The organism is Halomonas sp. E14 (genome assembly GCF_052568415.1).
Genome location: NZ_CP199423.1, coordinates 1779682 through 1793543, shown reverse-complemented (window position 1 = coordinate 1793543; position 13862 = coordinate 1779682). Strand labels below are relative to the sequence as shown.

Sequence of the window (13862 nt, the reverse complement as noted above, 5' to 3'; positions counted from 1 at the left end):
GAGCGATCGGCGGGCCGTTCTGCTAGCCTGGTCACGGGCCGGGGCTAACAATCGGATAGAAAGGAATCCAGCGGTGACACCATCTCACCATGGCCAAACCGCTCTCGCATGCGTTGCTCGCGGAACCCCTCCAGTAGGCGCTCATAGCGACGCGGCACCCGCGATCCCGAGCGACTGACCAGATGCAAGGTTTCATGCTCAGTGACTGGAAGATCGAGCTCCTTGACCTGGCGCTGCCAGGGCGAAGTTTCCAGAACCAGCCGCGAAACCACCGTGAACCCAAGACCGCGGGCCACCGCGTCCAGCACCATGGCGACCTCGTTGGTGAAACCCTGGCGGCGAAACTGGCTCATCGAACGAAACTCGTCCGGAAAATTACTGCGCAGCAGCGTACCGGCATGGCTGACGCCGTCGGAATAGTTGATGAAGCCGAGCCCCATCAGCTCGCTTAGCGTGGTCCCGGCAAAATCGGCCGGCACCACCAAGCACAGGGGTTCCTGGTGCCAGAGGCGGCAGTCGAGTTCAGCATGGCGAATCGGCTCGGTGACGATGCCCAGGTCATGTCGCCCGGTCAGCACGTCGGCAACGATCTCATGACTGAAGGCGAAGCTATAGCTGACAGTAAGCCCCGGGGACATCTGCTGCTGGCCCAGGATGTAAGGATAGAACATGAGCCCTACGCTACCCGGCGAGGCGATACGGCACTCGCCGGTATCGAGCGCCTCGTCATCCAACGAATGGCGGAACTGTTCGTGGTCGGAAAAGAGGCGCAGCCCGTAATCGTAGGCCCGGCGGCCGGCTTCGGTCAGGGTGAAGCGGCGACCCTGGCGCTCGAGCAGCGACTTGTCGAGATACTGTTCCAGCTTGCGCACATGCTGGCTGACACCGGGCTGCGTCATCTCCAGACGTTCAGCCGTGCGTGTGAAGCTGCCGGTCTCGACCAAAGTGATGAAAGTACGAAAGTACTGGGCGTTGAACATGGCGCGTCGCTTGTTCGGCTGGCCGTAACCTGATGTGCCCATTCTACCAGTCCCACTGCCCCGGCGCAGCGCTGCGCCAGAGCTATCAGCGTGTTAGCATCCTGATAACCCTAGCGACAACGACAAGGACAGTTACATGCCTGACACCATATCCAGCACCATCTCTCCCCTTCGCAGCCTGGAAGTACTCTCCCAGCACGAAGTGAACCGCCTGCGGGACACCTCCAAGGCAGGTTTGCATGACCTGCTGCGGCGCTGCGCCCTCGCCGTGCTCAGCTCAGGCAGCATGACCGACGACAGCCTGGTACTGCTGGAAACCTATCACGACTTCGACATCGAGGTGATCCAGCAGGATCGCGGCATCCGCCTCAAGCTGACCAACGCACCGGCGCAGGCCTTTGTCGACGGCAAGATGATCCGCGGCATTCGCGAGCACCTGTCCTCGGTGCTGCGCGACATCGTTTACGTCTATAACGAGATCCAGCACCACGCACGCTTCGACCTCAGCACGGGCGAAGGCACCACCAATGCCGTGTTCCACATCCTGCGCAAGGCGGGCACCCTGCACCCGGGGCGCGATCCGAGCATCGTGGTGTGCTGGGGCGGCCACTCCATCGCCCGCGAGGAGTACGAGTACACCAAGGACGTCGGCTACCACCTGGGCCTGCGTGAGCTGGACATCTGCACGGGCTGCGGCCCGGGTGCCATGAAAGGCCCCATGAAGGGAGCAAACCTGGCGCACGCGAAGCAGCGCATCCCCGACGGGCGTTACCTGGGCATCTCCGAACCCGGCATCATTGCCGCCGAAGCACCCAATCCGTTGGTGAATGAGCTGGTGGTCATGCCGGACATCGAAAAGCGTCTGGAGGCCTTCATTCGCATTGGCCATGGCATCGTCGTGTTCCCGGGCGGGGTCGGCACGGCAGAAGAGATCCTCTATCTGCTCGGTATTCTGCTGCATCCCGACAACGCTGACATGGAAATGCCGCTGATCTTTACCGGCCCGGCCAGTGCCGCCGACTATTTCCAGCGAATCGACGAATTCCTTGTCTATACCCTGGGAGAAGCGGTTCGTAGCAAGTACACCATCGTTGTCGATGACCCGATAGCTGTTGCCCGCACCATGCGCAAAGGGATCGATGCCGTCACCGAGTTTCGCCGGGTGCACCAGGACGCTTTCCACTACAACTGGCGCCTGACCATTGCTCGGAATTTTCAGGAAACCTTCGAGCCCACGCACGAGGCCATGGCCAATCTCGCCCTGCATCGCAACCAGCCGGTACACGAGCTTGCGGCCAACCTGCGTCGGGCCTTTTCGGGTATTGTTGCCGGCAACGTCAAGGAACAGGGGCTGCGTGCCATCGAGGCCAATGGGCCCTTCCTGCTGCACGCCGAAACCGAGCTGATGCGCCGTCTCGACGAACTGCTGGGCTCTTTCGTCGCCCAAGGGCGAATGAAGCTACCGGGACGGGAGTACGTTCCCTGCTACCGCCTGGTTTGAGCTAACGCGCCTTGCTTAAACGCGGAGCGCCCGCAAGAACACCCGGCAGAGGCCGGTTCGGCACTACCGGGTGTTGACATGGTGTCCTTAGTGCAAGGGGCCATCGTAGCGCCGCGTCAGGCCTCACCGGGCAGCGGACGCCACCATAGCCATACCGCATGCAGCAGCAGTCCCAGCGTCGCGCCGTGAGCAAGCAACAGCTGCCAGCTGATCCAGGCGGTGAACAGGGCGTGCCAGCCGCTCATCAGCGCCAGTCCTGCCACCAACGCCAGGCCGAAGCGCCCGACCAGTGCCGGCAAGCGGCTACGCTCGGCTACCGGCAGCAGCCGCCAATTGAGCACGGCAACCACGGCCACGACGCCAAGCGCCAGCAGGATCAGCGACAAGCGGTTACCGTGGTCGCCCGCCAGGTAGCGCGGCACCGTAGCCAGCATCAGTACGATCAGACCCAGCATCAGGCTAAGCCGCTCCGCCGTTGGCGTGCCGTTCATGCGCCCACCTTCAGGTCGTGGGTAGCGATCCAGGCTTCTACCCAGGGCAGCGCAGCATCGTCGGCCATAAAAGTTTCCATGGCATCGACTTCGAGCCGCTCGCCGATCCGCTGCGCGCCCAGGCCCTGCAGCATTTCATCGAGCCGCCGCCCGGCTCCGCAGAAGGTGTCGCCATAGGAGCTGTCGCCTAGCGCAATTACGCCGTACCGCAGCGACGTAAGCGATGGGCAGCGCTCGTCCAGCTCACGCGCGAAGGGCACAAAATTACCAGGGAAGTCGCCGCTGCCTGTGGTCGAGACACAGAACAGCGCCAGGTCCGGCATGACATCGGTCAGGTCCGCCAGGGTCGGCTGCTCCAGCACGGCCACTTCATAACCCACTGTTTCGAAGAGAGGTTTTACCTGCTCGGCGACATCCAGGGCACCACCATACATGGTTCCAACGAAAATTTTGAGCATAGGCATGTCGGGGAATAATAACTGAGTAATTTTGTAGGATATTACCACGCCCGCCGGAAAAAAATCAGCCTGCGCAGGTCGTGGCGGAAGGAGCGGTCGGGGTGCAGGCTAGGCAAAGCCCGAGTATAATCGTTGGTCTTTACCAAGGAGGTGACATGCTGCATACCTTCGAGACCTGGATCACCCCAATCATGATCAGCGGTCTGATCCTGTTCATGGGCTTCATCATCTGGGATCTTGCCAAAAAATCCCAGGCCGGACGCTTCGGCACCCTGATGCTCTTCATTGTGCTGGGCGCCGGTGTCCTCGGCTATATCCTGAAGGTGATCATCACCTGGGCGCTTGAGCGCGGCGGCGGCATCTGACGGCAAACCGTCACTCACCTGCCTTCGTACGCTGTCGATCCCGTTGCACGTCGAGTATCCGCACCCTGTTCGCGCGCTCACAAGAGGCCATCCGCTCGGATGACCTCCGTGCCGATGGCTGCGCCTCAATGGGTAAGCGGGCCCTCGTAGCGCTCCACCTGGCTCTTGAGCTTCTGCCCTGGTCGGAACGTCACCACCCGGCGCGCCGAGATGGGTATTTCCTCCCCGGTCTTGGGGTTTCGCCCAGGGCGCTCGCGCTTGTCGCGCAAATCGAAATTGCCGAAACCGGACAGCTTTACCTGCTCGTTTTCACGCAGGCAGGCGCGGATCTCCTCGAAGAAGGCCTCCACCATCGCCTTGGCTTCCCGCTTGGTCAGTCCCAACTCGGCGTGAAGGTGCTCGGCCAGTTCCGCCTTGGTCAACGCTCCCATGTCTACTCCTTCAGAGTGGCGGTCCAGCCCGCCGCCTTCACCATCAGCCTTGAGGTGGCGGCCCGGAAACGGGCGCCGCGGCGAGAACCGCAGCCCCCGTCATCCACACATGCTCCGGGACGCCAGGTTAACCGCGCAGTTCCGCGCCGAGGTGCTGATGGGATTCAGCGACAATGGCATCGACCAACTGATTGATTTCCTCGTCATTTAGCGTGCGCGAAGGATGCTGCCAGGTCAAGCCCAGGGCGACACTCTTGTAGCCTTCCTTCACCCCCTTGCCCTGGTAGACATCAAATAGGCTCAGCTCTTCCAGCCACTGCCCTGCCTGCTTGCGCACGCAGTCGAGCAGCGCCTGCACCGGCTGCTGTTCCGCCAGCAGGAACGCCAGGTCGCGGCGCACTTCCGGGTAGCGCGACAGCGGCGCGAATTCCGGCAGGCTACCATGCACCAGCGCATCCTGGCGCACCTCGAACACATACGCTTCTGCCCGAATCCCTAGCTCGGCCGTGACGCGCGGATGCAGCGCACCGATCCAGCCAACCGGCTCCCCGCGATACAGCAGCCGCGCGCTCTGGCCAGGATGTAGCGACGGATTCTCGGCGGCTTCGAAGCGCCATGCCTCCCTCTCGCCGCCCAAGGCCAAAAGACTCTCGACATCGCCTTTAAGGTCGAAGAAGTCGACGTTGTCACGCCCGCCAGCCCAGCCTTCCGGCTGTCGTGAACCACACGCCAGGGCACCAAACATCGGGATCTGCTGCAGATCATCCAGGTCACCCCGGAACACCAGGCCCGTCTCGAACAGGCGAACCCGGTTCTGCTGGCGGTTGAGGTTGTACTCAAGCGCTCTCACCAGGCCCGGAAACAGGCTGGCGCGCATGACGGAAAGATCGCTGGAAATGGGATTGGCCAGCCGCGGCGATATGGCATCGGGCAGCAGCGCCTGCTGCAATTCCGGTGCCACGAAGCTGTAGGTGACGGCTTCCTGATACCCCCGCGAGGCCATCTGTCGACGCAGCCTGCCCAGCGGCGTACGCGCCTCATGATCTGGGCGCAGTGCCAGGCGCGCCGCCGGACGTCGCACCGGCAGTCGGTTGTAGCCGTGTATCCGGGCCACCTCCTCGATCAGGTCCTCTTCGATAGTGATATCGAAGCGCCAGCTGGGAACCTGCACGTGCCAGCCGCTGGCATCGGCCTTTACCGTCATGCCCAGCCGCTCGAGGATCTCCTGCACCTCCTCGCCGGGCAGCGACTTGCTGAGCGCCTGCTCCAGGCGCCGTTCGCGTAGTGTCACCTGGCGATCGGCCGGCAGGTGCGCATCGCTTGTCACCTCGACCAGGGGGCCCGGCTCGCCGCCGGTGATCTCGAGCAGCAGCGCCGTGGCCCGCTCCACCGCTTGCGGTGCCAGATTCGGGTCCACGCCTCGCTCGAAGCGATGCGAGGCGTCGGTATGCAGGCCGTAGGAGCGCGCCTGGCCCGCCACGGCCAGCGGAGAGAAGAACGCCGATTCGAGGAAGATATCGCGCGTGGCTTCATTGACACCCGAGTGCTCACCGCCCATCACACCGGCGATGGCAAGCGGACCACGCTCGTCGGCGATCACCAAGGTGGAGCCGTTGAGGGTAATTTCCTGGCCGTCGAGCAGCACCAGGCGCTCGCCTTCGCGGGCCAGGCGCACGATCACGGCACCGTGCAGGTTCGCCCGATCGAAGGCGTGCAGCGGCTGACCCAGCTCGAGCATCACGTAGTTGGTGATGTCGACCACCGGATCAATGGCGCGAAGCCCGCTGCGGCGCAGTCGTTCCACCATCCACAGCGGGGTCTGCGCCGCGACATTCACGCTTTTGATCAGCCGGCCGATATAGCGCGGGCAGCGCTCGCCGTCCTCGACACGCACCGGGAAGGTCTCGTCGTGAGTCGCAGTCACCGGCGAAATAGACGGCCCTGCCACCGGCAGGCGATTGAGCACACCGACTTCACGAGCCAGGCCCTTCAGGCTGAGGCAGTCGCCGCGGTTGGGCGTCAAGTCTACCTCGATGGTGTGATCGTCCAGTCCCATCCAGTGGCGAAAGTCCTCGCCTGCGGGCGCCTCGCCCGGCAGCACGAGAATGCCTTCCGAGGTCTCTTCGGCAAGACCCAGTTCGGAGGCAGAACAGATCATGCCTCGCGATTCGACCCCCCGCAGCTTGGCCTTCTTGATCTTGAAATCAGTAGTCTTAACGTCGCCAGGCAGCACGGCACCGACGCGGGCGAAAGGCACTTTCTGCCCCACCGCCACGTTAGGCGCACCGCACACCACCTGAACCAACTCGGCACCACCATCGTTGACCTGGCACACGTTGAGCTTGTCGGCATCGGGGTGCTGCTGCTTGCTCACCACCTCGGCCACCACCACTCCGCTGAACGCAGCAGCCACCGGCTGCACGGCGTCAACCTCCAGACCCGCCATGGTGATCTGATCGGCGAGGCCCTGGGCGCCTAGCTGCGGCGAAACCCACTCACGCAGCCACTGTTCGGAAAATTTCATGACTCATCCTGTGTTCTGCCGAAGTTGATATAGCGCCGCACGTTCACGCGAACTGCCGCAGGAAGCGCAGGTCGTTATCGAAGAACATGCGCAGGTCATTCACCCCATAGCGCAGCATCGCCAGGCGTTCAGCGCCCATGCCGAAGGCGAAGCCCTTGTAGCGTTCGGCGTCGATGCCCGAATGGCGGAACACGTCCGGGTGCACCATGCCGCAGCCCATGACCTCCAGCCAGCCGCTGTGAGAACAGACCCGGCAACCCTCGCCCGAGCACATCACACACTGGATATCGACCTCGGCAGAGGGTTCGGTAAACGGGAAATAGGAGGGGCGGAAACGCACCGAGAGATCGTCACGCTCGAAGAAGGCGTGCAGGAAGTCTTCGATGGTGCCCTTGAGGTCGGCGAAGCTGACGTCTTCGTCGACCAATAGTCCCTCGACCTGGTGGAACATCGGCGTATGGGTCAGGTCGGAGTCGCTACGATACACCCGGCCGGGACAGACAATGCGAATGGGCGGCTCCTGCTCCTTCATCGTGCGCACCTGCACCGGGGAGGTATGGGTACGCAGCAGGCGTGTGGCATCGAAGTAAAAGGTATCAGCCATGCCCCGCGCCGGATGGTGCGCGGGAATATTGAGCGCCTCGAAGTTGTGGTAGTCGTCTTCGATTTCTGGGCCAACTGCCACCTGATAGCCGATCCGGGTAAAGAGCCCTTCGATGCGCTCAAGGGTGCGCATCACCGGGTGGAGCCCACCGTTGGCCTGCCCCCGCCCGGGCAGCGTGACGTCGATGCGCTCGGCGGCCAGCTTAGCCTCGAGGGCTGCGCTAGACAGCGCCTGGCGCCGCTCGTCGAGCTCGGTGGCGAGCGTCTGCTTGGCCTCGTTAATCCGCTCACCCGCCGCCGGCCGTTCGCTCGCCGGTAGCTTGCCCAACCCCTTGAGCAGGGCAGTAATCTCCCCCTTCTTGCCGAGGTAGCGCACGCGCAGCTCATCGAGTGCCGCAATGCTGTCTGCGGCTTGCATGGCAGTGCGGGCCTCGGCGACCAGTGTGGGTAGATGGTCCATCCGTTGAGCTCCGAAGTCGTTGATCTTGGCTGAATAATCGCTAGATAGTAGGGGCTAGTCGCATAAAAAAACAGGGGAAGAGCGGCTGCTCTTCCCCTGCGACGGTCTGGCATCATTGCGCGTCGGCAGCTGCCGGCGCCTCGCCATCGGTCGATGTCACTTACTGGGCAGCCTTGGCCTTCTCGGCGATGACAGCAAAGGCGGCCTTTTCGTGCACGGCCAGGTCGGCCAGCACCTTGCGGTCGATCTCGATGCCTGCCTTCTTCAGCCCACCGACAAAACGGCTGTAGGACAGGCCGTGCTGACGAGCCGCGGCATTGATCCGCTGGATCCACAGCGCGCGGAACTGACGCTTGCGCTGACGACGGTCGCGGTAGGCATACTGACCCGCCTTGATGACGGCCTGCTTGGCGACGCGGAAAACGCGCGAACGGGCACCATAGTAGCCCTTGGCCAGCTTAAGAATCTTCTTGTGACGACGACGTGCGACGACACCACGCTTGACACGAGTCATGGCTTTCTCCTGACGTTGAAATGGGCGACCTGAGGTCTAAGGCTTACAGATTCGGCAGCATGCGCTGAATCAGGGCCTTGTCGGCGTCATGGATAAGCTTCGTACCACGCAGGTGACGCTTCCGCTTGGTCGACTTCTTGGTCAGGATGTGGCTACGGAACGACTGCTTGTGCTTGAAGCCGTTAGCCGTCTTCTTGAAGCGCTTGGCAGCGCCGCTGTTGCTCTTGATTTTCGGCATGAGTCTAACTCCGCTCGAGATTTTTCAGAAAATCCGGGGCCGATGGCCGGCTTGCACCGACCACCCGTTTGGCTGGCCTTCGGATCACTTCTTCTTGGGGGCGATGATCATGATCATCTGACGCCCTTCCATCTTGGGGAAGGCCTCCACGGTCCCGATCTCCTCGAGATCCGCAGCGATCCGCTCCATCAGCTTGCGGCCGATGTCCTGGTGCGCCATTTCACGTCCGCGGAACCGCAGCGTGACCTTGCCCTTGTCGCCACCTTCGAGGAAGCGGATCAGGTTCTTCAGCTTGACCTGATAGTCGCCCTCGTCGGTGCCAGGCCGGAATTTGACTTCCTTGACCTGAATCTGCTTCGTCTTCTTCTTCTGAGCTGCCTTCTGCTTCTTCTGCTCGAAGACGAACTTGCCGTAATCCATGATCTTGCAGACGATCGGATCGGCATTGGAAATCTGGACGAGGTCTAGACCGGCCGCTTCGGCACGCTCGAGCGCTTCGCTGGTGGGTACGACACCCAGCTGCTCGCCGTCGCTGTCGATCAGGCGAACCTGATCCTCGGTTATCCGCTCGTTCATTGGGGGGCGCTTGTCCTGCGGACGTGCGCGCTGGCTGCTTCGCTTGATCGTTCCGTCTCCGTTCCGGTAATTGACGATGTCGTTACCAACCTGTCTTTACCAACCTGCGGCTACCAACCCTCGGACCGCACCCGCTCAATGAAGGCATCAACGGTCATGGTACCCAGGTTTTCGCCGGTGCGCGTGCGCACGGCAACCGAGTCGGCTTCGACTTCCTTATCTCCGACAACCAGGAGATAGGGAATCTTCTGCAACGTATGTTCGCGGATTTTAAAGCCGATCTTCTCGTTCCTCAAGTCCGCCTTGACGCGAAGGCCGATTTTCTGCAGGCGCTGCTCCAGATCGAGCGCATAATCGCGCTGTGCATCGGTGATATTCAGTATCACCGCCTGCTCAGGCGCCAGCCACAGCGGCATGGCGCCGGCATAGTGCTCGATCAGTATGCCAAGGAAACGCTCAAAGGAGCCGAGAATGGCCCGATGCAGCATGACCGGCGTCTTGCGCTCGCCATCTTCGTCGACGTACTGTGCGCCGAGCCGGCCCGGCAGGTTGAAGTCGAGCTGCAGGGTACCGCACTGCCATACGCGGTTGAGGCAGTCGCGCAGGGCGAACTCGATCTTGGGTCCGTAGAACGCCCCTTCACCCGGCTGCAGCTCCCACTCGAGGCCGGTGGCATCAAGCGCGGCCTCGAGCCCCTCTTCAGCGCGATCCCAAAGCGCTGCCTCGCCCATGAAGTCTTCGGGGCGAGTCGAGAGCTTGAGCTCCACATTGTCGAAGCCCAGCTCCTTGTAGACCTTGAGCGTCAGAGCAATGAAGGCCTCGGCTTCGCTCTGGATCTGCTTCTCGGTACAGAAGATGTGCGCATCATCCTGGGTGAAGCCGCGTACGCGCATGAGGCCATGCAGCGAACCGGACGGCTCGTTGCGGTGGCAGCTGCCGAACTCGGCCAGACGCAGCGGCAGATCACGGTAGCTTTTGAGCCCCTGGTTGAACACCTGCACATGGCAGGGGCAGTTCATCGGCTTGACCGCATACTCGCGCTTCTCCGATTCGGTGGTGAACATCAGGTCACTGTAGTGCCCCCAGTGCCCCGACTTCTTCCACAGCGACAGGTCAACGACCTGCGGCGTACGGATCTCTTGGTAGCCGTGCGCGTACTGGACCCGGCGCATGTACTGCTCCAATGCCTGGTACATGGTCCAGCCGTTGGGATGCCAGAACACCATGCCGGGCGCCTCTTCCTGGAGATGAAAGAGATTCATGCGCTTGGCCAGCTTGCGATGGTCGCGCTTTTCAGCTTCCTCTAGGCGCTGTAGGTGCGCCTTGAGCTGCTTCTTGTCGCCCCAGGCGGTGCCGTAGATCCGCGTCAGCATCGGCTTGCTGGCATCGCCGCGCCAGTAGGCACCGGCCAGCTTGGTCAGTTTGAAGGCCTTCAGGTGCCGGGTATTGGGCACATGCGGCCCGCGGCACATGTCGGTGTATTCCTTGTGGTAATACAGGCGAATCGTTTCCCCTTCCGGGATGGCGCTGACGATTTCCTGCTTGTAGGGCTCGTCGCGCTCCACGAAAGCCTGCAGCGCCCGGTCGCGCTCGACGTATTCACGCACCACGTCGTATTCCGTCTCGATCAGCGCCTGCATGCGTGCTTCGATGGCGGCGAGATCGTCCGGCGTGATGGAGCGACCGAAGTCGATGTCATAATAGAAGCCGTCGTCGATGACAGGCCCGATGGCCATCTTGGCATCGGGATAGAGCTGCTTGACGGCATGCCCGATCAAATGGGCACAGGAGTGGCGAATGATCTCGAGGCCTTCCGGGTCACGAGCGGTGATGATGGCTACGCTGGCATCATGATCGATGACATCGGCAGCATCCACCAGCACGCCGTCGATCTTGCCCGCCACGCAGGCCTTGGCCAGGCCGGGGCCGATGGACTCAGCAAGCTGCATCACGGAAAGCGGTTTGTCGAAGGTTCTCTGACTGCCGTCAGGCAGGGTCACGATGGGCATTAAAGCGTCCTTTGCGCAGTGGTGATCCATACCAGGGATCACGTGTCGCGATTGATAGCGATGATAAAGGCTAGGAAAACCGGACCCTCACGGCCCACCCACTACTCTGGGCGATACGGGTGCGCACATCGCGCCCCGCCGTGCGTCACGGCAGCCGCGTAGCGTAGCAGAAGGCACACGACCAAGGCTAATGTCGAGTCCCAATATTCCTGACACCTTCACGATCCGAGGCGGCCGGCCTGCCGTCGCGGCCCTGGCGTATGAACGCAACAAGGGCGCCCGAAGGCGCCCTTCTGCTTATCACCAGCTCGTTGCTAGAGCGAACCGGGACAGCCTATCCTCGCTACCTGCAGCGAAGATCAATCCCAGTTGACGATCTCAACACGACGGTTCTGGGCACGGCCCTCGTCAGTGTCGTTGGTCGCTACCGGGCGCTCTTCACCGAAGCCGCGAGTGGTCATCCGCTGCTCGGCGATGCCCTGAGATACCAGATACGACTTGACGGAGTCAGCGCGACGCTGGGACAAGCCAACGTTGTATTGCGGCGAGCCCACGGAGTCGGTGTGCCCTTCGATGCGTACACGCAGGTCGGAGTTTTCGCGCAGGGTATTGGCCACCTGGTTCAGCGTCTGGTGGGCGCCCGGTCGAATCTCCGCGGAATCGAAGGCGAATGTGACTTCGCTGCTGAGCACTACCGGCTCGAACTGCGGCGGGGGCGGCGGCGGAGTGGGCTCGGGCATCGGCTCTGGCTCCTGCTGCACGACCGGGGCCGGGGCCGGTGTACGGTCGGCACACAGCAGAGCGCCGATGGAGGCACCAGTGGCACCACCGACGGCGATACCCTGATCCTCATCGGAGCTGCCGCTGACGGCATAGCCAATGCTGCCGCCGATCAGGCCGCCGGCGATACCGCAGACTACCGGCTGCTGGTACCAGGCATTGCCGCCGGCGCCGGCACCGGCCGTGGCACCACCACCGGCACGTTCACCACCTTGCTGGAAGTTGGTCGCACAGCCGGACAGGCCGATGACCAACGCAGATCCCAAGAGTAAGCCAGTCGTCGATCTTTTCATTTTAAAGACTCCTTCTTTTTTCGTTTTCGGACGCCATCGTGGGCACCGAAGGTCAGGACACTCATTGACCCAACGGCTCACAGTGTAGGCCGGATTTGGCCAGGGAGAAAACCTGGCCGCAGTTTCCGTGTGCCACCGTCAGCCATACAGCCATGCCCAACATGACTCGGCAAGCCGCTGTTTAGCTTGCCGGAATTCGTTTTGTGCTGCAATCACCTCGCATTGTACGAATTTCGTACAATGGCAAACCGACCAAAAAGCCTGCAAGCAACCCCGCCCTCAATGGAGGCTTTTCGGCCAGTTCTTGCGGAAGATCATCACCTGCTCCGCCGCCTTCAGCACGGCCTCGCGCCACTCGTCCTCCACCTGCAGGCGTTCGCGGTCTTCGCGCATGCGTTCTCGCGGCGTCAGTGACTTGCGCGCCGAGTGGGTGTGCAGGTGGCGAGTACGGGCATAGACTTCACCAAAGGGCTGGAATGCCGGCCTATCCAGTAAGCTGGGGTCGAGGATTTCAAGCAGCATCTTGCAGCGCCACGAGCCCTCAGTCACCTCAACCTGCTCCTGCAACAGCGACGACGCGACGATTTCAAGGTTGGACAAACAGTTCTCATGCGCGCGGCGCAGCTCGGCCTCGCGGAAGGCCTCGCGTCGCTTCACCTCTCGCCAGAGCGTATAGGCGTATGCGCTCAGGCCGGCAATGATGGCCAAGCCTACCGCTAGCAGAATCAGTGCTGTGGTGGTCGTCATGGAGCTCCCTTACTCTTGGCTGTGGCCTGCATTGTAACGCAAGCCAGGCGGGGCACCACGTGGCGTGACGTGGCGTGGTTCAAGGGCATGCCGAACCTGGCGGCACGCTCAGACTACCGGCGCTGCAGGCCAGGAACGGGCCATTGACCAGGCTCTCGCCGCGGTTGTAGCGCACGGGCTGCTGGGTGGCGATATCCAGCACCACCCCGCCGGCCCCTTCCAGCACTCCCTGGCCCGCTGCGGTGTCCCATTCGCAGGTCGGCCCGAAGCGGGGGTAGAGATCGGCCTCGCCCTCGGCAATGCGACAAAATTTCACCGAACTGCCGCAGCGCTCGAGCAGGGCGTCCGGATAGCCTGCAATCCACTCCTGGGTCTGCGCATCAAGGTGCGCACGACTGGCAAGAATACGTAGGGGCCACCCCGGGCTGACGCATATCTCACGCCGTCGGTTGTCGCGCCAGCACCAGGCACCCAGCCCCACGCCACCGCCCCAGGTACTCCCCAAGGCCGGTGCATGCACCAGACCCAGCACCACGCGCCCCTCCTCGATCAGCGCCACGTTGACAGTGAAATCCTCATACCCTTCGATGAACTCCCGCGTGCCATCGAGCGGGTCCACCAGCCAATAGCGCTGCCACTGTTGCCGTAGCGCCCAGGCGGGCAGTCTCGCCTCCTCGCTGAGCAACGGCAGATCGAGCAATGCCGGCAGCCCCTCGACGAGGCAGCGCTGCGCCGCCAGGTCGGCCTGCGTCACAGGACTGCCGTCGTCCTTTGCCAGCCAGCCCGAGTCACGGCGGCGTACCGCCAGAATCTCACGGCCTGCAGTCTCGCACAGCGATCGCAACGCTTCGATGAACGTCAGGTTGAGCGGCATTCAGCCTCTCCTTCAAGG

At 62.5% G+C, this 13862-nt stretch carries 15 protein-coding genes; 2 read left to right on the top strand and 13 right to left on the bottom strand.

The window, feature by feature from the left end; genetic code table 11:
• Positions 1–44: 44 nt before the first annotated feature.
• Positions 45–980 (bottom strand): LysR family transcriptional regulator, encoded by a 936-nt coding sequence (locus tag ACT7B3_RS08305; protein ID WP_445158859.1) that lies wholly within the window; start codon positions 978–980, stop codon positions 45–47.
• Positions 981–1116: 136 nt separating this feature from the next.
• Between ACT7B3_RS08305 and ppnN the strand changes: the two genes are divergently transcribed.
• The gene (gene ppnN, locus ACT7B3_RS08300) at positions 1117–2481 is read left to right on the top strand and encodes a nucleotide 5'-monophosphate nucleosidase PpnN (RefSeq protein WP_445157578.1); all 1365 of its coding nucleotides are present in this window, start codon (positions 1117–1119) and stop codon (positions 2479–2481) included.
• A 116-nt stretch (positions 2482–2597) separates the two neighbouring features.
• On the opposite strand, the gene ACT7B3_RS08295 is transcribed toward ppnN, so the two are convergent.
• On the bottom strand, positions 2598–2972 hold the full coding sequence (locus tag ACT7B3_RS08295; RefSeq protein ID WP_444677759.1) for a hypothetical protein: 375 nt from the start codon (positions 2970–2972) through the stop codon (positions 2598–2600).
• Entirely contained in the window at positions 2969–3436 is a 468-nt protein-coding gene (locus ACT7B3_RS08290; RefSeq protein ID WP_444679338.1) for a flavodoxin, read from the bottom strand. The genes ACT7B3_RS08295 and ACT7B3_RS08290 overlap by 4 nt, the downstream gene beginning before the upstream one ends.
• 149 nt (positions 3437–3585) lie before the next feature.
• Between ACT7B3_RS08290 and ACT7B3_RS08285 the strand changes: the two genes are divergently transcribed.
• The gene (locus tag ACT7B3_RS08285; RefSeq protein WP_444677760.1) at positions 3586–3795 is read left to right on the top strand and encodes a DUF2788 domain-containing protein; all 210 of its coding nucleotides are present in this window, start codon (positions 3586–3588) and stop codon (positions 3793–3795) included.
• Positions 3796–3920: 125 nt separating this feature from the next.
• Here ACT7B3_RS08285 and ACT7B3_RS08280 read toward each other — a convergent pair whose 3' ends face one another.
• The 10 genes from ACT7B3_RS08280 to cysQ all read right to left on the bottom strand — a co-directional run bounded on the left by ACT7B3_RS08280 (position 3921) and on the right by cysQ (position 13844).
• A complete protein-coding gene (locus tag ACT7B3_RS08280) occupies positions 3921–4253 on the bottom strand; it encodes an integration host factor subunit alpha (protein ID WP_444679339.1) in 333 nt (110 codons plus the stop codon).
• Between the two features lie 100 nt (positions 4254–4353).
• Positions 4354–6750, bottom strand: a complete 2397-nt coding sequence (gene pheT, locus ACT7B3_RS08275) for a phenylalanine--tRNA ligase subunit beta (RefSeq protein ID WP_445157577.1) — start codon at positions 6748–6750, stop codon at positions 4354–4356.
• Positions 6751–6793: 43 nt separating this feature from the next.
• Positions 6794–7813, bottom strand: a complete 1020-nt coding sequence (gene pheS / locus ACT7B3_RS08270; protein WP_445157576.1) for a phenylalanine--tRNA ligase subunit alpha — start codon at positions 7811–7813, stop codon at positions 6794–6796.
• Between the two features lie 160 nt (positions 7814–7973).
• Complete coding sequence (rplT, locus tag ACT7B3_RS08265) at positions 7974–8327, bottom strand: 50S ribosomal protein L20 (RefSeq protein ID WP_444677761.1); 354 nt, start codon at positions 8325–8327, stop codon at positions 7974–7976.
• A 43-nt stretch (positions 8328–8370) separates the two neighbouring features.
• Positions 8371–8565, bottom strand: coding sequence for a 50S ribosomal protein L35 (gene rpmI / locus ACT7B3_RS08260; protein WP_010628692.1), 195 nt, complete (start codon positions 8563–8565; stop codon positions 8371–8373).
• An 84-nt stretch (positions 8566–8649) separates the two neighbouring features.
• Positions 8650–9189 (bottom strand): translation initiation factor IF-3, encoded by a 540-nt coding sequence (infC, locus tag ACT7B3_RS08255; RefSeq protein ID WP_445158858.1) that lies wholly within the window; start codon positions 9187–9189, stop codon positions 8650–8652.
• Positions 9190–9251: 62 nt separating this feature from the next.
• Positions 9252–11150, bottom strand: coding sequence for a threonine--tRNA ligase (thrS, locus tag ACT7B3_RS08250; protein ID WP_444677763.1), 1899 nt, complete (start codon positions 11148–11150; stop codon positions 9252–9254).
• Positions 11151–11509: 359 nt separating this feature from the next.
• Positions 11510–12196, bottom strand: a complete 687-nt coding sequence (locus ACT7B3_RS08245) for an OmpA family protein (protein ID WP_445157575.1) — start codon at positions 12194–12196, stop codon at positions 11510–11512.
• A gap of 306 nt (positions 12197–12502) precedes the next feature.
• Positions 12503–12970 (bottom strand): DUF2489 domain-containing protein, encoded by a 468-nt coding sequence (locus ACT7B3_RS08240; protein ID WP_444677765.1) that lies wholly within the window; start codon positions 12968–12970, stop codon positions 12503–12505.
• A gap of 79 nt (positions 12971–13049) precedes the next feature.
• A complete protein-coding gene (gene cysQ, locus ACT7B3_RS08235) occupies positions 13050–13844 on the bottom strand; it encodes a 3'(2'),5'-bisphosphate nucleotidase CysQ (RefSeq protein ID WP_444677766.1) in 795 nt (264 codons plus the stop codon).
• Positions 13845–13862 lie beyond the last annotated feature (18 nt).

Coding starts and splice junctions, on each gene's coding strand:
- rplT (WP_444677761.1), bottom strand. CDS start 8,327: ATGACTCGTGTCAAGCGTGGTGTCGTCGCACGTCGTCGTCACAAGAAG.
- ACT7B3_RS08240 (WP_444677765.1), bottom strand. CDS start 12,970: ATGACGACCACCACAGCACTGATTCTGCTAGCGGTAGGCTTGGCCATC.
- pheT (WP_445157577.1), bottom strand. CDS start 6,750: ATGAAATTTTCCGAACAGTGGCTGCGTGAGTGGGTTTCGCCGCAGCTA.
- ACT7B3_RS08285 (WP_444677760.1), top strand. CDS start 3,586: ATGCTGCATACCTTCGAGACCTGGATCACCCCAATCATGATCAGCGGT.
- ppnN (WP_445157578.1), top strand. CDS start 1,117: ATGCCTGACACCATATCCAGCACCATCTCTCCCCTTCGCAGCCTGGAA.
- pheS (WP_445157576.1), bottom strand. CDS start 7,813: ATGGACCATCTACCCACACTGGTCGCCGAGGCCCGCACTGCCATGCAA.
- ACT7B3_RS08305 (WP_445158859.1), bottom strand. CDS start 980: ATGTTCAACGCCCAGTACTTTCGTACTTTCATCACTTTGGTCGAGACC.
- cysQ (WP_444677766.1), bottom strand. CDS start 13,844: ATGCCGCTCAACCTGACGTTCATCGAAGCGTTGCGATCGCTGTGCGAG.
- thrS (WP_444677763.1), bottom strand. CDS start 11,150: ATGCCCATCGTGACCCTGCCTGACGGCAGTCAGAGAACCTTCGACAAA.
- rpmI (WP_010628692.1), bottom strand. CDS start 8,565: ATGCCGAAAATCAAGAGCAACAGCGGCGCTGCCAAGCGCTTCAAGAAG.
- ACT7B3_RS08290 (WP_444679338.1), bottom strand. CDS start 3,436: ATGCCTATGCTCAAAATTTTCGTTGGAACCATGTATGGTGGTGCCCTG.
- ACT7B3_RS08295 (WP_444677759.1), bottom strand. CDS start 2,972: ATGAACGGCACGCCAACGGCGGAGCGGCTTAGCCTGATGCTGGGTCTG.